Source organism: Pseudomonas sp. R1-43-08 (assembly GCF_003852255.1).
Lineage (GTDB): Bacteria > Pseudomonadota > Gammaproteobacteria > Pseudomonadales > Pseudomonadaceae > Aquipseudomonas.
On the sequence record NZ_CP027734.1, the window covers coordinates 2,946,030 to 2,965,626 of the forward strand.

Here is a 19,597-nt window from a genome sequence, read left to right on the forward strand (position 1 = left end):
GCCCGAGGCGGACAATGGCGCCACCCCGACATTTCTGTCGCCCCCCTTCCCTTCGGAGGCCTTATGACCAAGATGGCTATTTTCCTGTTCGGTTTTCTGGTGCTGACCATCGGCATCGGCTTGCTGGCGACCATCTCGCCGGTCTAGTGCGCTGTCACCCGACAACGAGCATCGGATACAACGACAGCACCAACAGACCCGCCATCGTCCAGTTGAACACCTTCAACCAGCGCGGTTCGCGCAATACGCTGCGCAAGCCGCTGCCGCAGCCGACCCACACGCACACACTGGGCAAGTTGACCACGGCAAACACCAGCGCAATCACCAGCACATTGGTCACATAACCCTCGGCCGGTGTGTAGGTAGTGATCGCGCCCAGCGCCATGATCCACGCCTTGGGGTTGACCCACTGGAAGGCCGCCGCGCCGAGAAAAGTCATCGGCTTGCCCTGTTCGTCAGTGCTGTCGGCCATACCGCCAGCGTTGGCGATCTTCCAGGCCAAGTACAGCAGATAAGCAGCACCGACATAGCGCAACAGCGTGTACGCCCAGGGGAACAGCTTGAACACTTCGCCCAGGCCCAACCCCACGCAAATCACCAGCACCATGAAGCCAATACTGATACCCAGTGCATGAGGCATCGAACGCCGAAAGCCGAAATTCACGCCAGAGGCCAGCAACATGGTGTTGTTGGGGCCCGGCGTGATCGAGGAGACGAAGGCGAACAGCACAAAGGCTGACAGAAGGCTGGTGGACATGAACATGGCGCGGCATCCAAGCGGAGTTGATGTCCTGCGACAGTAGAGGGTTGCGCAGTTTATCGCCCCATACAGCTGATGTTGGATCGAGGAATACACTTTGATGACGTGGGTTTCACAAAGCTTTCACAGACGCAGGCCTAAGGTTAACCCAGCTCCTACATGAACACCCTTTTAGCCCGCTCCCCCATCGCGGGCTTTTCTTTGCCTACGAATAACGCGGTGGACACGGTGATAGAGAATCTGGACGGCCCCAGGACCGCGCAGCAGGAATTGTTCTACGACCTTGAAGATGCCAGCGCTGTCATCGGCTGGTCGGTGGTTGAGCTGACGGCCCTGGCAGCCGCCGACAACGCTTGTGATCAGGCGCCGCTGTTGCTGAAGGTATGCGCGCTGTTAGCCGTCCAGCAGCAACGTATTGAAGCCTACGCGCAGAAAGTCAAAGCGCAGCGGATCAGCAGAGCCGAAGCGGCTGGTTGAGGCCAGCCGCCAAGCCGGGTTCGGAAACTTGCACTAGTTATCCGGATGCTCACTCGCCACTGAGTCGGCCGCATCCACATCGGACATATCCTCCTCCAGAGGCGCCTCGTCGTCCGGCGGCAACGGAATGCCATCTTCGTCGCGCTTGGGATCGTGCCCGGTTTCGTTGTCCGTGCTGCGGGTCACTGCCTGCTGGGAAAGGTTTCCTGGGGCATTTTCATTGATGTGCATGCTGGCTCTCCGTTCAAACGCTCGGGATATCCGCGCTTGATATTCAGAGACGGCATGCCGCGCAGAGTGCCGGCTGTTAGACGAATGGTGGTCGGCTCAGCGTTTCCGGAATCGGCGCAAACGCGCCCTTAGTTGCATGCGACCTGCCTGAGCTGCCGGTAGGCAACCACCAGCTGCTCCAGGCTGAACGCCAGGTTTCGCCCACTGGGATTGGGCAAGACCCACACGGCAGCATTGCCGAACGTCCTGCTCTGCAGGCCCCACTCCACGTGGCGCTGCCCGGATAACGCCGCATACGCCGCCTTGCCGAGAAACGCCACATAGCGCGGTGCATAACGAGCGATCTTCTGTTCGAAAGCCACGGCCGCTGCGATGAACTCCTGCCTGGACAATTGATCGGCCCGTGCCGTTGGCCGTTCGACCACGGCGGTCAGTCCGCACTGGTACTGAAGCAGGGTGCGATCACTTTGCGCAGGCACTTGCCCAGGCGTAAACCCGGCCAGATGCAGCGTGCGCCAGAAACGATTGCCTCGGCCCGCAAAGTGATGCCCTTGAGCGGCAGCGGTCATGCCGGGGTTGATTCCGCAAAACACCACCGCCAACTGCTCGGCCAGTATGTCTTCCAGGCCTTCATTCACCGCAGATCACGCTTACCGCCTTGCGTACCAACTCGGTCAGCTCATCGCGGGGTTTACCCGCCCGTGCACGGATAGAGATGCTGTGCAGCAACGATGACGCCAGTACCGCCAGCGCTGCGGCGTCAACATCGCCTCTCAACTCTCCAGATTCAATAGCCGCTCGCAGCCGCACTTCCAGGTCGGCATCGAGGCGGCCGAGGCGGTCCGACAGCACCGCGCGAATTTCCGGGTCCTCGACCGCTTCGGTGGTCGCCGTGCCGATCGCGAAGCAGCCACGCGGCTGACCTTCGCCCGAAAAGTAGATCGACAACTGCCCCTCATAGAAACGCAGCAACGCCTCACGCAATGTCAGGCTGCTATCCGTCAGCGCCGCCTGCATCTCGGCGCCGGCAACGTCCCAATATTGCTCCAGCGCCCTGATGTACAGCGAATGCTTGCCACCGAAGGCCGCGTAAAGGCTCGGGCGATTCATGCCTGCCGCTGTGGCGATGCTGTCCAGAGACGCGCCGGAGTAGCCGGTACTCCAGAACACATCGAGCGCTTGTTGCAGCGCTGTCTGCGGGTCATATGCACGGGGTCGGCCGCGGCCTTTACCCTCTGTCGGTTTATTTTGTGCCATATCGTACAAAATCCTTGCAGGAAGGTGAATGTGGGGATATTTTTACACCATCGCACAAAAACAAGGAATCACAAATTCCTTGATCCATGTTTGTTCACGCGAAGCTCAAACCGGGTGTTGCAACGACGAAACAGAGGTGGCGGAGCAACCCTCCCAACCACCTGCGGGTTTGCTTTCCAACAGCAGTTATTCCTGTCGGTGCCAGGCGACGACGCCAGGCCCGGCTTCCCGGTTAAAGGTGCACTCGATCATGACTACGCAAATCGACCTCCCGGCTTCGCAGGCCTTTGAAACCCCATCGCCCATCAACACCTCCTTGAAGGAAAAGGTGCGGCCCTGGCTGATGGTCGGCGTGCCCGCGCTCTTCGCCGTCGTTGGCTACGCGTACTACGTGGCCGGCGTGCCTTTCATCACGACCAATAACGCCTACGCCCGGGTAGCCAAGGCCACGATCAACGCACGTATTTCCGGGCAGGTAGTGGAAATCATGGTTGACGACAATCAAAAGGTGGCCCAAGGCCAAGCGTTGTTTCGCATCGACCCCAAGCCGTTGCAGATCGCGATCGATCGTGCCGAAGCGCAACTGGGTGTCGCACGGCTGCGCATCGATGGCCTCAAGGCCAGCTATCGCCAGCAACAGGCGCAACTGCAGTCGGCGAAAGCGTCGGCGGGCTTCGACCGCAAGGAATTTGCCCGCAAGAAAGCGTTGGTGGCAACCGAGTTCGTGTCCCGTTCCCTTTATGAACGCTCGGAAACCGACCTCAAGGTGGCGCTGCAGCGCATCGCGTCCATCGAACAACAGATCGCCGCCACCGTTTCAGCGTTGAACGGCAACCCGAACATCGAAGCCGACACTCACCCCAGCGTCCGAGAGGCCAGGGCCATTCTGGACGAGGCGCAGCTCTACCTGTCGTATGCCACGGTTTACGCGCCGGCTGACGGTATCGTTGCCAAGGTCGATGACGTTCAGGTGGGCAACCACCTCGACAGCGGCGCGCCGGCCTTTGCGTTGATTGACGACCGCCAAACCTGGGTTGAGGCCAACTTCCGCGAAACCCAGCTGACGCACATGCGCCCCGGCCAGGAAGCGACCATCCGCATCGACACCTACCCGGACCGCGTGTTCAAGGCCCACGTCACCAGCATGAGCCCCGGCGCCGGTTCGGACTTCGCCCTGCTGCCGCCGGAAAATGCCACCGGCAACTGGGTGAAAGTGGTCCAGCGCGTCCCGGTTCGCCTTGAACTGGATGACGCAGACCCTGCCCTGCCGCTGTTTTCAGGCACCAGCGCTACGGTCACGGTGGATACCGGACATCGCACGCCATGGTGGCACCCGCTCAAATCGTTACTGTCGGCAGGTCACTTGCAATGAACGCCCATGCTCAGACAACCCCGCATGCAAGCAGTGCGCGCTCGCTCAGGTTGGCCGTTCTGCTCGCGACCTACATGCAGTCGGCGAACCTGCCGTTGCCGAACGCGGTACTGCGGTTGATTCAAGGCAGCCTGTCGATGACCGACGACCAGGCGGGCTGGATCTTCACCGCGTACCTGGCGGCGAGCGCGATCACCCTGCCGGTCGCGCAATGGCTTACCGCACGTTTTGGCTTGAAGCGGGTGTATCAAGCCGCGCTGGCCTTCTTTGTGCTCGGCTTGCTGCTGGCTACGGTTTCCAGCACTGCGCTGGCGTTCATCGGCGCACGAGTCATCCAGGGCCTGGCCAGTGGCGTGTTGGCGCCCCTGTCGATGGGAATTGCCATGGAGACGTTGGCCCCCGAAAAACGCCTGAAGTTCGGCGCAACCTGGACGGCCATCGTGCTGGTGGGCATCGTCAGCGGCCCGGCCATCGGTGGCTGGATTGCCGAGCATTACGACTGGCGCCCGATTTTCTACGTCAGCCTGCCGTTGTCGGCCTACATCTTCCTGGTCGTGGCATTGCTGCTGGCCGAGAAAAAAGCCACGAAGGCCCCGGCGTTCGACTTCTTTGGTTTTGGTACCTTCACCCTGGCATTGATCAGCCTGCAAATGCTGCTCGACCGTGGCGAGCGCATGGACTGGTTCGACTCGCCGGAAATCTGGGCCGAGGCGCTGGCCAGTGCGCTGGGCCTGTATGGGTTCCTGGCGCATGTATTGACCAGAAAGGCTCATTTCCTCAACAAGCGTCTACTGGGTGATCGCAATTTCGTGCTGTCGACGATCATTTTTTTCGCCGTGGGTTTTGTGCTGCTGTCGACCATGGCCCTGACGTCGCCGATGCTCAATGAGATTCTCGGCTACCCGCCTGACACCACCGGTGCGCTGACCCTGCCACGGGGCATCGCCCTGGTCGGCGGGTTCCTGTTGATGGGGCGTGTGCCTGAGCGCTTCGACCGTCGACTGTTCGTGGCGGCAGGCGCGGGAGCGGTGATTTATGCCAACTGGCTGATGCTCGGCTATTCGCCGTTGATGGACGGCTGGCCCGTTGCGGTAACCGGTGCGATACAGGGAATCGGCATCGGCATCCTGATGCCGGCGCTGACCAAGGTTGCGTTCAGCACCCTCGACCCCGCGTTGCGTGCCGAAGGCACCGGCCTGTTCAATCTGTCGCGGGTATACGGCAGCACTCTCGGCGTGGCGATCGTGCAGATTTTCTTCTTCAACACCACCCAGGCGATGCACTCGGCGCTGGCCAGCAACGTGACGGCCTATCGCGCTGCTGCCCATTTCGGCAGCGCGCCGCTGTCGCTGCAGGCGCTTGAAGGGCTCAACCACCTGATCACCCACCAGGCGGCGTTCATCGCTGTGGTCAACCAATTCAAGATCCTGATGGTGGCCATGCTGGTGGTGTGCCCGCTGATGCTCTTTCTTCGCAAACCTGCTGCGGCCAACTAGCTTCGTGGAGTGTGCCCAATGAAATCCATCCACCTGTTCCAACCGAAACTCGCGGCACTGTCGGCACTGGCTTTTCTCTCGGCCTGCAGCGTTGGCCCTGACTTCAAAGCACCTGAACCGAGCCCTTCGCAGCATTACGACCCGCAGGCCGAACAACGTCTGGGCGCTCAGCAACGCATTGCGCTCGGTCAAAAAGTCAGCGGGCAATGGTGGTCTGCCTTGCGCTCAGCCAAGCTGGACCAGGTAATGCGCCGTGCCATTGATGGCAACCTTGAACTGGTTGCTGCCGACGCAACCCTTCGCCAGGCGTCTCAAGCCGTGGCAGCGGCACAAGGTGCGCTGTACCCGCAAGCCGACTTCGGCGCCACGGCGGGTCGCCAGCGCGTGCACAACGCCCAGGCACCTTCGACCGCCAATATCTACGCGGTCGGGCCTAGGGTCGGTTTTGATCTGGATGTGTTCGGCGGCAATCAACGGCTGGTCGAACAGCGGCAAGCGTTTACCGAGCTGCAACGGCATCGTTTCGAAGCGGCGTACCTGACCCTGACCGGCGAAGTCGCCAGTCAGGCCTTGCGGGTGGCCTCGGCCAATGCGCAAATCCTGGCCGTGGAAAAACTGCTGGCCAATGACAGCAAAAACCTCGAACTGGTGCGCGCGGCCCGTCTCAACGGCAGTGCCACGCGAATCGACGTGTCGTTGGCCGAAACGCGTCTGGCCCAGGACCGCACCCTGCTGCCACCGCTGGCCCAGCAACGGCAGGCGGCCGGCCATGCGCTGTCGATCCTGGCCGGCAAGGGACCGGCTGACTGGATCGCGCCGGACTTCCATCTCGATGAATTCACCTTGCCATCAAACGTGCCGGTGAGCCTGCCCTCGGAAATGGCGCACAACCGCCCGGACGTACGCCAGGCCGAGGCCGGGCTGCACATTGCCAGCGCCGCTGTCGGCGTGGCCACCGCCAATTTGTATCCACGGGTGACGTTGTCCGCCTCGTTCGCCCAGGCGGCGTCAGGCAATGGCGCTGCTGCGCTCTGGGGTTTCGCGGCGGGCGTCGCCGGGCCGATCTTCAATGGCGGCAGCCTCAAGGCCGAGCAGCAGGCAGCGATTGAAGGCTACAACGCGGCGCTGGCCGGCTATCAGCAGACCGTCATCAGCTCGTTCGGCCAGGTCGCGGACACGCTGCAAGCGATCAACCATGACGCCGAAGAGTTGCGCGCCCAAGAAGAGGCCCTGCAAGCGGCGCAAACCAGCCTGGGGCTGAACCAGCAAGCCTACGCCCTGGGTGAAACCAGCATCCTCCAGGTATTGGAAGCCGAGCGCGCCTATCAACAGTCGTTGCTGGGCCATGTCCGCGCGAAGACCGCGCAGTACCTCGACATCGTGCAGCTGTTTGTCGCCCTCGGCGGCAACACCGTCGGCGTCGGTGAGCAACGGATTGCTCGCCACCAAGCCCCACAACGTGCCTATCAGTAGAGGCTGCGGCCTCGATATTGGAGTAATGACATGTCCTACGAAGCGTTTCACGATGAACTGCGCGCTACAACATTTGCGCTGAATCACGGCACGGGCAAAATGCCCGCCGTCGGTTTCGGCACCCTGTTCAAAGACCTCAGCGTCACCACCGAGGCGGTCACCCACGCGCTGGAAACCGGGTTCCGCCATTTTGATTGCGCCGAGCGGTATCGCAACGAAGAACGTGTAGGCGTTGCCTTCAAAGCCTTCATGGACACGGGCAAGGCGCGGCGCGAAGACCTGTTCATCACCACTAAGCTGTGGAACACCAACCACCGTCCCGAGCGCGTATTGCCTGCGTTCGAGGCCAGTTGCCGTCGGCTTCAGGTGGACTACATCGATTGCTATCTGATCCACACGCCCTTCGCATTCAAGGCAGGTGACGATCAGGACCCACGCGATGCGTTCGGTCATGTCCTCTACGACAACGACGTGAAGCTGATCGACACCTGGCGGGCGCTCGAGCAACTGGTGGATGAAGGCCGTTGCGGATCTATCGGCCTGTCCGATATCACGCTCCAAGCGCTGAAGGAGCTTGTCGCCCAGGCGCGGATCAAGCCTGCCGTGGTGCAGGTCGAATCCCACCCTTACCTGCCGGAATGGGAACTGCTGGAATTCTGCAAACAGCATGGAATCGTCGTCCTCGCCTTTGCCCCACTCGGGCATGGCATGGAGCCGAACGTGTTGGAAGACGAGGTGATTACCAGTATCGCCCGGCATTTGCATCGCACGCCGGCCCAAGTATTGCTGGCTTGGGCGGTACAGCGCGGCGCCGCGTTCCTGACCACCTCGGCGACACCGAGCCATATCCGCGAAAACTTCAACATCACCACCCTGCCCCATAGGGCCATGCAGGAAATTCGCGAAGAGATCACCACGCGCATACGCTTCAACTCGGTGGTCGAGACGGGGGTTCCGGGTTTCATCCCGCGCAAACACTAGTACGCGACAGGGACGGCGCTGGCCGTTCCTTTTTCCCTTGAGGTGATAATGATGGATGTTTTCCAGACCATGCGCTGTTTCCTGGCGGTCGCCCAAAGCGGCAGTTTTACTGCGGCGGCCCAGTTGCTGGACACCACCACGAACCACGTTTCCAAAGCGGTCACCCACCTCGAGGCCCGCCTGCAAACCCGCCTGATCAACCGCACGACCCGGCGCCTGGCGCTGACCGAGGCCGGCACACGTTACCTGCAACGCTGCGAGAAGATTCTGGACGAGCTGCGGGAGGCCGACGAGGAAGCCGGCACCGCACAGGTCACGCCCGTGGGCCGCTTGAAAATCCACGCCATGGCGGCCGTCGGCAATCACTACGTGATCGACGCCATCGCAAAATACCGAGAGACCTATCCCTCGGTACTGTTTGATTTGACGCTGAACAATCGGCTGCCGGATCTGCTGGAGGAAGGCTACGACATGTCGATCGTGCTGGCGCGGGACCTGCCGGATTCGGGCTTCGTTGCGCAGCGGCTGGGCACCACCTACAGCATCCTGTGCGCTTCGCCTGACTACCTGAACAAACGCGGAATGCCCGACACCCCGGGTTCGCTGGGTGAGCGTGATTGCTTGAGAATCGTCAACACGGTCATGCCGGCTGAACACTGGATTTTCGAAGGGCCTGAAGGCGTGGAAACCGTGACCACGCCGCTGTCGCCGTTCCACGTCAACACCGCCGATGCCATGACCGTCGCCATCACGCTTGGCATGGGCATTGGCATCCAGCCGATCGCGTCCGCCGTGGCCGGCCTCAAGGCAGGCACCCTGGTGCGGGTGCTGCCGAAATATCGTTTCGAAGAGTTGAACCTGTTTGCGATCTACCCTTCACGAAAATTCGTCGATGCCAAAATCAAAACCTGGGTGGCGTTCCTTCAAGACTACATGCCGGGATTGCTGGCGAACGATGACAGAATTGCGCGCTCGTCAGAACGGGCCTGAAGGCCGCGCATCCTCGGATGCGCGGCGGGATGTCGTCTTCACAACACAAACGTAGCCCCACGCGTATTCACAAACAGCGCGTAGATCGAATGACTACTGGCCATGAACAGCCGATTCCCTTCACGCCCCCCAAAGCACACATTCGGGCAGCGCTCTGGCAGCGAAATATGCCCGATGGGCTTGCCCTGCGGATTGAACACGCGCACGCCATCGAGTTTTTCCAGGTCAGCCTTGGGATCCCCATTGCCGCCCCAGCCGCACCACAGGTTGCCGGCTTCGTCGCATTTGATGCCGTCGATTGCGGCATAGTCCAGCCCCTCGATGTGCTTGCGCCGTTCGCCCAGTGTGCCGTCATCCTTCACGGCAATCGCCCAGATCAGGCGATTGGGCTTGGCGCGACCTTCGACGACGTACAGGGTCTTTTCATCGGGAGAAAAGCACAGGCCGTTGGGACCATTGAGGTCGTCGATCACCCGCGTGACTGCTTGGCTCTCGCCATCAATGCGGTACACGGCGTGGGGTTGGGTCGGGGTGATTTTGTGCCCTTCGTAGTTGTTGCCGGTCTGGAATGGCGGGTCGGTGAACCAGATCGATCCGTCACTTTTGCAGACAATGTCGTTGGGCGAATTGAAGCGCTTGCCGTCGAAGCTGTCGGCCAGCACGGTAATCGCGCCATTGTATTCGGTGCGCGTAATGCGACGGCCTTCGCCGGTGGTGGTCGAACCTTCGCAGACGATCAGACGCCCCTGGCGATCCCGGCACATGCCGTTGGAGAAATTCGAGTGTTCGCGGTAAACGCTGAAGGTGTCGCTGATTTCGTCCCAGCGCATGATGCGATTATTGGGAATGTCGCTGACCAACAAATAGCGGCCATCACCGACCCACACCGGCCCTTCGGCCCAGCGCATACCGGTGGCGAGTTTTTCAACGCTGGCGTTGAATACGCGTAGCTCGAGAAAACTGTCGTCGAGGATATGAACCAGTGGATCAGGGTAACGCTGGCTCAAGGGTTCGGCGGCCTCGGAGAGCCGGGTCAGTGTGGTGCTGCCGACGGTGGCGAGCGTGGCGGAAACAGCGAGGGATGTTTTCAGGAAGCTGCGGCGGGTATTGCCTTTTGCTTGGGTAAGGGTTTCAGGCGTGGCGGACAGGGTTGAGTCCATGAGTGGTCTCCGTCGTTTTATTTTTGTTGGAGACTTAGTAATACCTTGTGGTAGGACATCGTACAAGTGGTTGTTGCTTGAGCGCTGGCGTAGGCGGGGTTTACCTTGAGCTTAATGCGCAAGCGTTATATATCCTGCCCTCGCTGCGGATGGAGGGACACGCCTGACGCAATCACCGACCGCTGGCACTGGCCTCTTCTCACTATCAGACATTGGAAAGTGTATTAGGCACGTCAGCTGGTGGGAGACCGAAGGCATAGAAATCATTGGCTGGATCGTGCCAGCAACCTCTGCGCATCGACAGGCGGTCATCTTTCTACCGAAACGAGCAGAGCATAACGGTGCCGACGGGCAATGGCGAAAATTAGTAACTCGACCTATGCACTATGACTATGGTGATACCCGGTAGCGGCAACCAGGACCACTGCGCAAGCTATTGAAATTGAAGAGTTACAGGCTGGATGTGTGTTAGTTCCTGTAGGTTGTGAAATCTTTATTCATCCGATGTATCAAAAACAGCAACCCTTGGCTTAAAGAATTCTGGTTACCTGCCGCTATAGAGGCTGGTTCCGATAACGCTACTTGCAACGCCAATATCACAGCAATTCAATCGGCGCCTCCCTATAACTACACTGTCGAATTTGAAATAAAATAATCCGACATTTGTATAGGCACCCTAGCTGAAGACAGCTCTCGAGCTCTCCTCAGCGCATGGAGTATTATCATGGATATTTCGATCAAATCGTATCAAGCAAGTACACAGGCAAAGGCTCCTACACAAGAGAAGCTTCCTTCGTCCAACCCTGTAAATTTACCTTCAGGGGATGCCACCCTCAAGACGACCGAGACCGTCACAATCTCCGATTCTGCACGGGCACTGTACGCATTAAGTAACGCTGATGGCAAACAAGCCTCTATGTCCAATGGGGATTTAAAAGGACAATATGCAAAGGGTCAGAGCGATATGTACAATTTCGGGCAGCGGATTGCTGGTGGGAATCTTAATAATAAGGATCTACTTCCCAAAACAGACGACCCTACCCGTTTGGCGTTAGGTCAACAGTCACTAGATTACGCAGTTGGGCTGTCTAAGCCCCCCCAGAAAAACTTCCAAACCCATTTGAAGGTATGGCCCGAAACGGGCTAAGCAATATTGTTTATGATGATTCAGGAACCTATACGGATGCAGAACGATATGCCGCTTATGGGGAGCTTAGTAAGCAGGATGAAACATATTTTTCCAAGTTGTACGCCAATATAACGAACGGCGGTGACAACAGTGAAATCTTCAAAGGCATCATGGACTATTTCGATGATCTTCCAGAGGTCGAGAAAGCGGCATACCCTGATGGCTTTAGGGGCAGTATAAAAAGTCTTTACCAAGAGCAGTTAGGACAATCGGGGCCGCTCGCCCTGCTCAGGCAATCGACTGAAAACGACTCTGATAAATTGTCCCCGAGCTTCTTCAACAAGGAACAATCACCGGAGCAGATGTTACAAGCCGTCTTAGAAAAAGCGATTGCTCTTTCGACGGTCTGACCAGTCCAAAGCAACCAATGTGTCGCGGCACGGATCAATGACGGAGCGTTTTTACACACTCTAGGTCGAAGGCCGTCTTTCGTGAATGTCGGCTAATGGCCGCTTTTGGCCGAAAGCTACCTTCGCCACAGACCTCTCGATCACCGCCTCCACTCAGTTCGTGACGGTGATCGTCGCAATCGCTAGCCCTTCTCCTGCCCAGCACTATCTTTCAGCGGATAGATAACCAAATCCCACCCAATAAAAAACCCCGCAGACGTTAATCTACGGGGTTTCTAAGAGTGGAGGCCGAGGTCGGAATCGAACCGGCGTAGGCGGATTTGCAATCCGCTGCATAACCATTTTGCTACTCGGCCTCAAACGATCAATGCCTGTGTTGCCGGCACTCATCGTATACAAACTTGAGTGGGCTCTGTGAAGCGCGCCCCTACTCTAACTCATTGAATACATTGAAGTTTTTAATGCTTCATTGCGTTCGATGGGCGCCATTATGTACTCATTTGCTTTTGCCTGCAACCCCTTGATTTCAAAAATATTTCGCATTGGCATCAAGGGGTTGCGTGCCTGCCCTACTCCTGGATGCGTTGCTCCTGGTAGTGCGGGTCGGCTTTGATTTGGGCGTCGGTGAATGGCAGTGGGCGCAGATTTTTCGCGGAGAATGATTGGGTCTGGTCCTTGGAATAGTTTGACTCAGGGTTGCTGGACTCGGAGAACGCCAGTACGCCTACCGCCTGGGGCCCTTTGTCGTCAAAGGTGACGATTTGCAAATAGCTGGTGCCGCTGACGACTTCGCGTTTGCCGTCGGCGCGGGGCACGGTTTGCATGGCGTTGTAGATGCCCAGCTCTTGCGGGCCGCCGTGGATGGGGGTTTGGCCGGAGACTTGGATGTCACCCCAACGGCTCAGGCCGAGTTTGTCGACAGCGGTGCTAGAGGCCAGCATGGCTTCGCGCAGGGCTTTGGCCACGGGTGCGCGGTCGATGGCCAGGCCGCTGGGGGTGGTCAGCGGGTGGGCCGGGTCGAAGGCGACGCGCCAGGCATCGGGTATTTGCTGCAGGTGTTCCACCAGGTTGATGAAGTGCACCAGGCCCAGGCCGCTGTCGAGGTTGGCGCGTTGGTCCCAGGTTTTCAGGCTGGTGCACAGCGGCTGGAGCGCGGCAGCATCGTTGCCAAGCTGTTTGGCGCAGAACTGCAGCAGGTCGGGCATGACTTGCCCGGCAAGGTACACCTCGTTGTCCATGACCATGTTTTGCAGAGTGCTGACGGTGATGGGTTGTTTCTCCAGGGATTGCAGGCGTTGCAGGGCGAATCGGGCGCGGGGGCCGAGGCCGATGTGGTCCTGGCTGATTACCGGGGAGAAGCCGGTAAGCGGCGCCTTGGGGTTGGCCATCCACGCGGAGTCGTTGGAATGCTGCACATAGTCCGTGCGTTGCAGTTGCGGCAACTGGGCAGCCGCGAAGATGCCGGGCTGGGCGGCCTGTGGGTCAATGTCCCAGGCGCAGGCGCTGCGGCTGCCGTCGAGCATGATCATTTGCAGGCCGGCGCGCGGGTCGCTGCATTGCGCCAGTTTGGCAGCGCTGACGTTGGGCACCACCGACAGGTTCATGTACAGGCTCTGGCCCTGATCATCGGCGGCCAGGGTGTTGACCCAGGGGATGCCTTGCAGGGTGTGCACCGAAGTTTGCAACTCCGCGAGGCTGCCGGCGCGGTTCATGGCGTACCACTGCTGCAGCACGCGGTCGTTGCCGAGGTTGGCGTCGCGCAGGCTGAAGGCGTAATGGTTGTCCCAATCCAGCTTGCCGGGCCACTGCACCACCGGGCCGAACTGTGAACTGTAGACCGTATGGGTGACGTCCTTGACGCTGCCATCGGCCTGCTTGACCTGTAGCGTCAGCGTGGTTTTATCCAGGGGCACGGACTTGCCATCGAGCAGGTAACGGGTGGCGTCCTTGGGGTCGAGCGTCAGGCGATACAGGGTGAGATGCTTGGAGGTGTCCACCGTATGGGTCCAGGCCACGTGCTGGTTGAAGCCGATGTTCACCACCGGCAACCCAGGCAGCGCCGCGCCCATCACATCCAGTTGGCCGGGGATCGTCAGGTGCATCTCGTAAAAACGCATGCCGCCCACCCACGGGAAATGCGGGTTGGCCAGCAACATGCCACGCCCATTGAAGGAGCGATCGCGGCCCACCGCCACGGCGTTACTGCCCCGGTCGAGGGTGAAGCGCTGTTGATTGGCAGCGGCCACTTCGAATGCCTTGGCGTCGGGCTGCACGGCGGCGGTGGCCTGGGGTGGCGTCGCGCCCACCAAGGCTTCGGCGAATTGGCCGACACCGCCTTCTACCAGCAGCCTGCGGGTCAACTTGATCAGGTCTTCCTTGACCAGCGGACGCACCCACGCCGCCTGACACTGCGCCGGCGCGCCCTGCTCTTTCAGATAACGGTTGTAACCGGCCACATAGCCTTCGATACGCTGGCGGATCTGCGGCGTTTGCGCCTTCCAGAACGCCTCCACCGCGTCCGGTGTGTTGAGCCAGGTAAAGAACACATCGCTGGCCAGGTTGTTGCGTTCCTCCAGGGTTGCCTGCTCGGGGCCGAAGAACCGGGCGCGCTGGCCATTCACCGTAATCACTTCATTGGCCAACAGGCACAGGTTGTCCTGGGCATACGCATAGCCGATGCCGAAACCCAGGCCGCGCTCATCATTGGCGCGGATATGCGGCACGCCGTAGGTGGTACGCCGAATCTCTGTGGACGCCTGCGCCACCGGCTCCCGCGCCGATGCCGCCAGGCTCATTCCCAGCAACAGCCCTGCCACGCATACCCTGGACAACCCGTTGAAAATAATCACGCCGACTCCACAGTCAAATTGAACACCCTCGGTAGGGACAACTCCCCCACCGTAAGGACGCAGCCAACCGAAAATAATTTAATGGCGTGGGCGGTTTATTCCAGGCGCTCGCACTGTGACAAACCCGATACCGACAAAATTTCTACATCCTGCACTTCATGATTTTGCGCGTTCGTTCGTCTTAATGAATAAGAGCACCATCATTTTCCTGATCAGGCTCTGATAAGGAGTTTTGCATGTACAACCCGCAAGTGCCCACGGATGGACATTCATCGACCGCCGAGGCCAATGTCGGCAACACCCCCCAGGGTTCGGCAAAACCCCCGAACAGCAGGGCAACCAGCGTATTCGCCATTTGCTCAAGTGTTTCGGTCTGCGCACCAGCCTGATCCGGCTGAAGGTCATCGACGCCCTGCTCACCGCTGCCGGCAACCAGCGCACCCTCGGCGTGCGCGGCGTGCACAGCCATTTGCTGGAGCTGGGCATCCCGTTGTCGTTTCTCAGTGTGCGCGAGGTGCTCAAGCGCCTGTGCAGCGAGGGCGTGATCACCCTCAATGCCGACAAAAGCTACAGCCTCCACGAAGAGGCCGCCAAAGTGCTCGAGGGACGCGCCTGAATCACGCGCGCATCAGAAGTGTGGCTTGACCTTGCGACGCATGATGCCGTTGATCACGACCACCACCACGGCAATCGCAATGGCCAGGTACTGGAAGGTTTTTTCGCTGATGGCGCCAATGTTCTGCAGGTAGGACAGGCCGAACATCGAGGCCAGCACGGCCAGGGCAATCAGAATCGAGTATTTCAAGCGTTGTTTCTGGGTCATGACGAGTTCCTGAACCTTAAAGAATGTATCCAGTGTGTATCGCCGCAGATGCCAAGCACATACCCGAAAACGGGGATGGACGCAGGGCGGCAAGGTCTCATGTTACAGGCGATGAAAAGCTTTGGCTCGTTCCGCGCCCGATTGACCTTGTGAGCCCCTGGAGGATTGCCCAAATGCTGCGTCGCATCACCCTGCTGATTCCCTTGCTGATCATGTTGACCCTGAGCGGCTGCTTCTTTTTCCCACGAGGTGGCGGCGGCTGGCATGACCATCGCTACGGCGGTGGCCCAGGCTACGAGCACCGCTGAATGAACGAGCGTCTCGCTGCCGGCGAGACGCTCACCCTGGAAAAACCGCTACCCGCCATGCACCCAGCGCTGATGCAGCCACCGCGCCAACGTATCCAGCGCAAACCCCAGCAGCCCGATCAGCAACACCATCGCCATAAGTTCCGAATACGCCAGCCGGTCACGGGTATCGAGGATGTAATACCCAAGCCCCGCACTGACCCCAAGCATCTCGCACGGCACCAGCACAATCCACAGAATGCCGATGGCCAGGCGCACGCCCGTCAACACATGCCCCACCACGCCCGGAATGACCACTCGTCGCAACGTTTCCCAGCGCGTCGCGCTCAAGCTCTTGCTCAATTGCAGCCAGCGCGGGTCGAGCTGGCGCACGCCCGCCGCCGTGTTGAGCATGATCGGCCACACGGCGGCGAACGCCAGCAGGAAATAGATCGGCTGGTCCCCACCCCCATCAGCATCACCACGATCGGCATCCACGACAAGGGCGAGATCATCCGCAAAAACTGGAAGGCCGGCGTGGTCGCCGCCTCCAGGTTGCGCGAACTGCCGACCAATAAGCCCAACGGCACCCCCACCAGCAAGGCCAGGAACAGCCCGACGAAGATGCGCTTGAGGCTCACCGCGATGTGCACATACACCTCACCGCGCCCGAGCAATTCCCACAGGCTGCTGAACGTCGCTGCCAGGGAAAAGCGCGCCGACAGCCCGTCCGCCACGCCAAACAGTTTCACCCCCAGCCACCACAACACCAACAATCCGGCCAGGCCGCCGAACCCGAGCAACCAGCCCGGCCACGCGCCGGTTTTTCCGTTGTTCAAACGCCAATCTCCTCATGCCGCGCGTAACCGTCGGGCAAGCCGAAGGTCTGCATGCCGCCGACGGCCTCGATGGCGTTGCGCACAAAGCGGTCGTCCACCAGGTCCTTGGCGACGAAGGCCGGGTCGAGGTCGGCGAGGAATCGCTTGTCGCCTTCGATCAAGGTGTCTTTGAGGCGGCGCACCAGTTCTTCGGTGTAGCTGGGGAATGGGTAAGGTTGGAAGTCGATGCGGTGCTCGTCCCAGTTGGCGTGCTGGATCGCGCCATCGGCCAGGTACCCGGCGCGATCGGCGGCGGCAGGCGCGAGCACCTTGCTCAATACCGGTTCGGCATGCGGCGTGTAGCGGTTCGGGCCGTCCTTGGACAGCAGCTTCACCGCCTCTTCGCGATGGTCACGGGTCCAGACCTGGGCCTTGACGATGGCGTTCACCACTTTCTGCGACCATTCAGGGCGGTTGGTCAGGTCATGCTCATGCATGAACACCACGCAGCAGGCATGGTTGCGCCATATGTCGCCGGTAAAGCGCTGCACCCGGCCGACCTTGAGGTTCTCCGCCAACGCGTTAAACGGCTCGGCGACGATGTAACCGTCGATGCGCTTGCTGGCCAATGCCGGTGGCATGTCCGACGGTGGCAGCACGATCAGGTTGACTTCATTGGCGCCAATCACACCGCCCGCCGCGCGTGCCACCGGCGTCAGCCCGTTATCGCGGAACAACTGCTGTACCACCACGTTATGAATCGAATACCAGAACGGAATCGCCACCGACTTGCCGCCCAGCTGCTTCACGTCGGTGATCCCCGGCGCCACGGTCAGGCCCGAACCGCCGACGTGGTTCCATGCCACCACTTTGGCCGGCACCTTGCTGGCATAGCGCGCCCACACGGTCATGGGCGACAACAGGTGAATCACGTTGACCTGCCCCGAGATGAACGCTTCGATCACCTGGGCCCAGCTGCGCAGCAACACCGGGCGTTCAGCCTTGATGCCTTCGGCTTCGAACAGCCCATTATTGTGCGCGACCAACAGCGGCGTGGCGTCGGTGATCGGCAGGTAGCCGATGCGCACCGGCGCGTCGGGCTCACTGGCGGCGCGCGCCTGCAGGCTGCTCAGCAACGGCAAGGCACCGGCAGCGCTGAGCACCGCCGAAAGTTTGAGAAAGTCGCGACGCGAGTGGGACAGGTCATCCAGACACATGGCTAAGCTCCAGCAGATCAAGGGGGTTGGATTGAGGGCGGCTCGCCTGCCGCAGGGTTTTAAGAATGTCGATGCGCAATGCGCCAATGGCTTCGACCTGGTCCTCACGCGGTTGCGGCAAGTCGATTTGCCACTCGCCCAACGTGCGCGCGGGGCGGTTCCCCAGCAGCAGGATGCGGTCAGACAGCAGCAAGGCTTCGTCGATATCGTGGGTGATCAGCACGGCTGCCGAGCCCTGTTCGCGATTGACCTTGAGCAGCAGGTGCTGCATGTCCGCGCGGGTCACTTCGTCGAGGGCGCCGAAGGGCTCGTCCAGCAGCAACACCTGTGGCTGGCGGGCCAGGCAGCGGGCCAATGCGGTGCGCTGGGCCATGCCGCCGGACAGCTGCGCGGGAAATTGGTGGCGGGCGTGTTCCAGGCCGACAGCGGCGATCGCATGGTCCACACGCTGGCGGCGCTCTTCATTGCCCAGGTGCGGTTGCCGGGCGAAATCCAGGCCGAAGGCGACGTTCTTTTCCAGGTTCAGCCACGGCAGCAGGCTCGGGTCCTGAAACGCCACCGCCACCCGAGGATGCGGGCCGTTCAAAGGCTCACCCAGCACGCGTACGCTGCCGCCCTGGGGCGCCTGCAAACCGGCCAGCACACGTAACAGACTGGACTTGCCCACGCCGCTGGGGCCGAGGATCGACACCACTTCGCCAGGCTGCAACTGCAGGTCGAAGCCTTCCAACACCGGGCCACTGGCATACCCCAGGCAAACGCCCTGCGCCGTCAATACCGCGAGGCTCATAGGTTGGCCTGGCGGTGCAGCTCGGTGCGCAGCTGCACCAGGCTGGGCGTGACGATGGGCACAAACGCCGATTCCCGCCAGCGCCGGGCAAAGCCGCTGCCGTGGGCGGTGAGGTAGGCCTTGCCGCCGCTGGCCTGCAATTCCAGCTGCACAGCGCTGGCGGCGGTTTCCGCCAGGGCGATGCGCAATTTGAACAACGGCACCGGTTCAGCGGCGAATCGCCCGGCCAGCAGGCCGTTCTTGAGTTCGTTGCCCAAGTGATCGAGGGTCACGCGCAGCGCTTCGAGTTCTTCGCGCAGCACGGTGCGCGAAGCGCCCAAATGATGAGCCACCTCCGCCAGGGAGCGGCGCGCCAGCCCGATCGACAGGCCGCATTGCAAACCCAGGAACGCCGGGCGCACGGCGGGCAGGAACTGGCGCGCGTCCTCATGCAATAACCAGTCGCGGCTCAGCTCCACGCCTTCCAGGCCGAGGGCGGCGGTATTGCTCGACTGCAGCCCGAGCAACTCCAGGTCACGAGAGCGCAGCAAGCCGGCCACCGAATCCGGAATCGCCAGGATAAACGGCGCGCCGCCAGCCGCGTGTTCAACGGCCGCTGCGGCGACGAAGCCGCTCTTGCGCAGGTTGGTCACCCAATGCAGGCGACCATTGAGGGTCCAGCCGTGATCGTTGGGTTCGGCGCTGATCTGCAGCGTCTCGATGCCGGACAGGAACTTCATCGCATTCGACAGCCCGGTGGCGCCGGCCAGCTTGCCGCTGAGCAAGTCCGGCAGCAGTTGCTCGCGCAGCGGCGCGTTGGGGCTCTGCAGCAGGTATTCGATAAACGAGCGTTGGCCCCAGCAAACGAACGCGGCCGCCAGGGAATGGCTGGCGATATTGGCGATGGCCTCCACGGCCCCGGCCACGTCGCCGCCCAGGCCACCCAGGGCTTTGGGCACGCCAACGCGCAACACATTGGCCTCTGCCAGCCGTGGCAGCACTTCCTGTGGATCGCAACTGCCCACGTCCAGGGCCTGCGCTTGAACATCGAGCCAACGGCTCAAGATTGGGTCAAGCATGTACGTTTCTCCTTGTTCC

General features: G+C 60.6%; 19 protein-coding genes, 1 tRNA gene and 2 pseudogenes. 10 read left to right on the forward strand and 12 right to left on the reverse strand.

The window, feature by feature from the left end; genetic code table 11:
* Window positions 1–154: 154 nt before the first annotated feature.
* The gene (locus tag C4J87_RS13430) at window positions 155–763 is read right to left on the reverse strand and encodes a LysE family translocator (protein WP_124367178.1); all 609 of its coding nucleotides are present in this window, start codon (window positions 761–763) and stop codon (window positions 155–157) included.
* A gap of 216 nt (window positions 764–979) precedes the next feature.
* Between C4J87_RS13430 and C4J87_RS13435 the strand changes: the two genes are divergently transcribed.
* The gene (locus C4J87_RS13435; protein WP_124368975.1) at window positions 980–1,237 is read left to right on the forward strand and encodes a hypothetical protein; all 258 of its coding nucleotides are present in this window, start codon (window positions 980–982) and stop codon (window positions 1,235–1,237) included.
* 33 nt (window positions 1,238–1,270) lie between these two features.
* On the opposite strand, the gene C4J87_RS13440 is transcribed toward C4J87_RS13435, so the two are convergent.
* From C4J87_RS13440 to C4J87_RS13450, 3 genes are all read right to left on the reverse strand, one after another.
* Window positions 1,271–1,468, reverse strand: a complete 198-nt coding sequence (locus tag C4J87_RS13440) for a hypothetical protein (protein WP_124363016.1) — start codon at window positions 1,466–1,468, stop codon at window positions 1,271–1,273.
* A gap of 128 nt (window positions 1,469–1,596) precedes the next feature.
* Window positions 1,597–2,106: a G/U mismatch-specific DNA glycosylase gene (mug, locus tag C4J87_RS13445; protein ID WP_124367179.1), complete on the reverse strand. Its 510-nt coding sequence runs from the start codon at window positions 2,104–2,106 to the stop codon at window positions 1,597–1,599.
* A complete protein-coding gene (locus C4J87_RS13450; RefSeq protein WP_124367180.1) occupies window positions 2,099–2,725 on the reverse strand; it encodes a TetR/AcrR family transcriptional regulator in 627 nt (208 codons plus the stop codon). Before C4J87_RS13450 ends, mug begins: the two co-directional genes overlap by 8 nt.
* A 250-nt stretch (window positions 2,726–2,975) precedes the next feature.
* Between C4J87_RS13450 and C4J87_RS13455 the strand changes: the two genes are divergently transcribed.
* Genes C4J87_RS13455 through C4J87_RS13475 form a run of 5 tightly spaced genes read left to right on the forward strand, consistent with a single transcriptional unit; the run spans window position 2,976 to window position 9,037 of the window.
* On the forward strand, window positions 2,976–4,097 hold the full coding sequence (locus C4J87_RS13455; RefSeq protein WP_124367181.1) for an HlyD family secretion protein: 1,122 nt from the start codon (window positions 2,976–2,978) through the stop codon (window positions 4,095–4,097).
* Entirely contained in the window at window positions 4,094–5,593 is a 1,500-nt protein-coding gene (locus C4J87_RS13460) for a DHA2 family efflux MFS transporter permease subunit (RefSeq protein ID WP_124367182.1), read from the forward strand. Before C4J87_RS13455 ends, C4J87_RS13460 begins: the two co-directional genes overlap by 4 nt.
* 18 nt (window positions 5,594–5,611) lie before the next feature.
* A complete protein-coding gene (locus C4J87_RS13465; RefSeq protein WP_124367183.1) occupies window positions 5,612–7,066 on the forward strand; it encodes an efflux transporter outer membrane subunit in 1,455 nt (484 codons plus the stop codon).
* Between the two features lie 30 nt (window positions 7,067–7,096).
* On the forward strand, window positions 7,097–8,047 hold the full coding sequence (locus C4J87_RS13470) for an aldo/keto reductase (RefSeq protein ID WP_124367184.1): 951 nt from the start codon (window positions 7,097–7,099) through the stop codon (window positions 8,045–8,047).
* A 51-nt stretch (window positions 8,048–8,098) separates the two neighbouring features.
* On the forward strand, window positions 8,099–9,037 hold the full coding sequence (locus C4J87_RS13475; protein WP_124367185.1) for a LysR family transcriptional regulator: 939 nt from the start codon (window positions 8,099–8,101) through the stop codon (window positions 9,035–9,037).
* 38 nt (window positions 9,038–9,075) lie between these two features.
* On the opposite strand, the gene C4J87_RS13480 is transcribed toward C4J87_RS13475, so the two are convergent.
* Window positions 9,076–10,197 carry an SMP-30/gluconolactonase/LRE family protein gene (locus tag C4J87_RS13480; protein ID WP_124367186.1) on the reverse strand — a complete coding sequence of 374 codons (1,122 nt, stop codon included), beginning with the start codon at window positions 10,195–10,197 and terminating at the stop codon, window positions 9,076–9,078.
* A 724-nt stretch (window positions 10,198–10,921) separates the two neighbouring features.
* Here C4J87_RS13480 and C4J87_RS26395 point away from each other — a divergent pair.
* Together C4J87_RS26395 and C4J87_RS26400 are read left to right on the forward strand one after the other, a co-directional pair.
* Window positions 10,922–11,344 carry a hypothetical protein gene (locus tag C4J87_RS26395; protein WP_256679872.1) on the forward strand — a complete coding sequence of 141 codons (423 nt, stop codon included), beginning with the start codon at window positions 10,922–10,924 and terminating at the stop codon, window positions 11,342–11,344.
* Window positions 11,326–11,736 carry a hypothetical protein gene (locus C4J87_RS26400; protein ID WP_256679873.1) on the forward strand — a complete coding sequence of 137 codons (411 nt, stop codon included), beginning with the start codon at window positions 11,326–11,328 and terminating at the stop codon, window positions 11,734–11,736. The genes C4J87_RS26395 and C4J87_RS26400 overlap by 19 nt, the downstream gene beginning before the upstream one ends.
* A gap of 282 nt (window positions 11,737–12,018) precedes the next feature.
* On the opposite strand, the gene C4J87_RS13490 is transcribed toward C4J87_RS26400, so the two are convergent.
* Window positions 12,019–12,092: transfer RNA gene (locus C4J87_RS13490), tRNA-Cys, on the reverse strand.
* A gap of 213 nt (window positions 12,093–12,305) precedes the next feature.
* The gene (locus C4J87_RS13495) at window positions 12,306–14,585 is read right to left on the reverse strand and encodes an acylase (RefSeq protein WP_124367187.1); all 2,280 of its coding nucleotides are present in this window, start codon (window positions 14,583–14,585) and stop codon (window positions 12,306–12,308) included.
* Between the two features lie 236 nt (window positions 14,586–14,821).
* Between C4J87_RS13495 and C4J87_RS13500 the strand changes: the two are divergent.
* A pseudogene (locus C4J87_RS13500) lies at window positions 14,822–15,201 on the forward strand (fe2+ zn2+ uptake regulation protein).
* Window positions 15,202–15,213: 12 nt separating this feature from the next.
* On the opposite strand, the gene C4J87_RS13505 reads toward C4J87_RS13500, so the two are convergent.
* Window positions 15,214–15,408 (reverse strand): hypothetical protein, encoded by a 195-nt coding sequence (locus tag C4J87_RS13505; RefSeq protein ID WP_124363023.1) that lies wholly within the window; start codon window positions 15,406–15,408, stop codon window positions 15,214–15,216.
* Window positions 15,409–15,581: 173 nt separating this feature from the next.
* On the opposite strand from C4J87_RS13505, the gene C4J87_RS26405 reads away from it, so the two are divergent.
* Window positions 15,582–15,716, forward strand: a complete 135-nt coding sequence (locus tag C4J87_RS26405) for a hypothetical protein (protein ID WP_256657411.1) — start codon at window positions 15,582–15,584, stop codon at window positions 15,714–15,716.
* A 48-nt stretch (window positions 15,717–15,764) separates the two neighbouring features.
* Here C4J87_RS26405 and C4J87_RS13510 read toward each other — a convergent pair.
* From C4J87_RS13510 to C4J87_RS13525, 4 genes and pseudogenes are all read right to left on the reverse strand, one after another.
* Window positions 15,765–16,498 (reverse strand): annotated as a pseudogene (locus C4J87_RS13510) (ABC transporter permease).
* 32 nt (window positions 16,499–16,530) lie between these two features.
* Window positions 16,531–17,730: an ABC transporter substrate-binding protein gene (locus C4J87_RS13515; protein WP_124367188.1), complete on the reverse strand. Its 1,200-nt coding sequence runs from the start codon at window positions 17,728–17,730 to the stop codon at window positions 16,531–16,533.
* Entirely contained in the window at window positions 17,717–18,520 is an 804-nt protein-coding gene (locus tag C4J87_RS13520) for an ABC transporter ATP-binding protein (protein ID WP_124367189.1), read from the reverse strand. Before C4J87_RS13520 ends, C4J87_RS13515 begins: the two co-directional genes overlap by 14 nt.
* Window positions 18,517–19,578 carry an acyl-CoA dehydrogenase family protein gene (locus C4J87_RS13525; RefSeq protein ID WP_124367190.1) on the reverse strand — a complete coding sequence of 354 codons (1,062 nt, stop codon included), beginning with the start codon at window positions 19,576–19,578 and terminating at the stop codon, window positions 18,517–18,519. The genes C4J87_RS13520 and C4J87_RS13525 overlap by 4 nt, the downstream gene beginning before the upstream one ends.
* Window positions 19,579–19,597: the final 19 nt, after the last annotated feature.

Excerpts from the sequence above, each read along its gene's own strand:
- C4J87_RS13430 (WP_124367178.1), bottom strand. The coding sequence starts at position 763 with ATGTTCATGTCCACCAGCCTTCTGTCAGCCTTTGTGCTGTTCGCCTTC.
- C4J87_RS13440 (WP_124363016.1), bottom strand. The coding sequence starts at position 1,468 with ATGCACATCAATGAAAATGCCCCAGGAAACCTTTCCCAGCAGGCAGTG.
- C4J87_RS13450 (WP_124367180.1), bottom strand. The coding sequence starts at position 2,725 with ATGGCACAAAATAAACCGACAGAGGGTAAAGGCCGCGGCCGACCCCGT.
- C4J87_RS13455 (WP_124367181.1), top strand. The coding sequence starts at position 2,976 with ATGACTACGCAAATCGACCTCCCGGCTTCGCAGGCCTTTGAAACCCCA.
- C4J87_RS13460 (WP_124367182.1), top strand. The coding sequence starts at position 4,094 with ATGAACGCCCATGCTCAGACAACCCCGCATGCAAGCAGTGCGCGCTCG.
- C4J87_RS13465 (WP_124367183.1), top strand. The coding sequence starts at position 5,612 with ATGAAATCCATCCACCTGTTCCAACCGAAACTCGCGGCACTGTCGGCA.
- C4J87_RS13470 (WP_124367184.1), top strand. The coding sequence starts at position 7,097 with ATGTCCTACGAAGCGTTTCACGATGAACTGCGCGCTACAACATTTGCG.
- C4J87_RS13475 (WP_124367185.1), top strand. The coding sequence starts at position 8,099 with ATGGATGTTTTCCAGACCATGCGCTGTTTCCTGGCGGTCGCCCAAAGC.
- C4J87_RS13480 (WP_124367186.1), bottom strand. The coding sequence starts at position 10,197 with ATGGACTCAACCCTGTCCGCCACGCCTGAAACCCTTACCCAAGCAAAA.
- C4J87_RS26395 (WP_256679872.1), top strand. The coding sequence starts at position 10,922 with ATGGATATTTCGATCAAATCGTATCAAGCAAGTACACAGGCAAAGGCT.
- C4J87_RS26400 (WP_256679873.1), top strand. The coding sequence starts at position 11,326 with ATGGCCCGAAACGGGCTAAGCAATATTGTTTATGATGATTCAGGAACC.
- C4J87_RS13505 (WP_124363023.1), bottom strand. The coding sequence starts at position 15,408 with ATGACCCAGAAACAACGCTTGAAATACTCGATTCTGATTGCCCTGGCC.
- C4J87_RS26405 (WP_256657411.1), top strand. The coding sequence starts at position 15,582 with ATGCTGCGTCGCATCACCCTGCTGATTCCCTTGCTGATCATGTTGACC.
- C4J87_RS13515 (WP_124367188.1), bottom strand. The coding sequence starts at position 17,730 with ATGTGTCTGGATGACCTGTCCCACTCGCGTCGCGACTTTCTCAAACTT.
- C4J87_RS13520 (WP_124367189.1), bottom strand. The coding sequence starts at position 18,520 with ATGAGCCTCGCGGTATTGACGGCGCAGGGCGTTTGCCTGGGGTATGCC.
- C4J87_RS13525 (WP_124367190.1), bottom strand. The coding sequence starts at position 19,578 with ATGCTTGACCCAATCTTGAGCCGTTGGCTCGATGTTCAAGCGCAGGCC.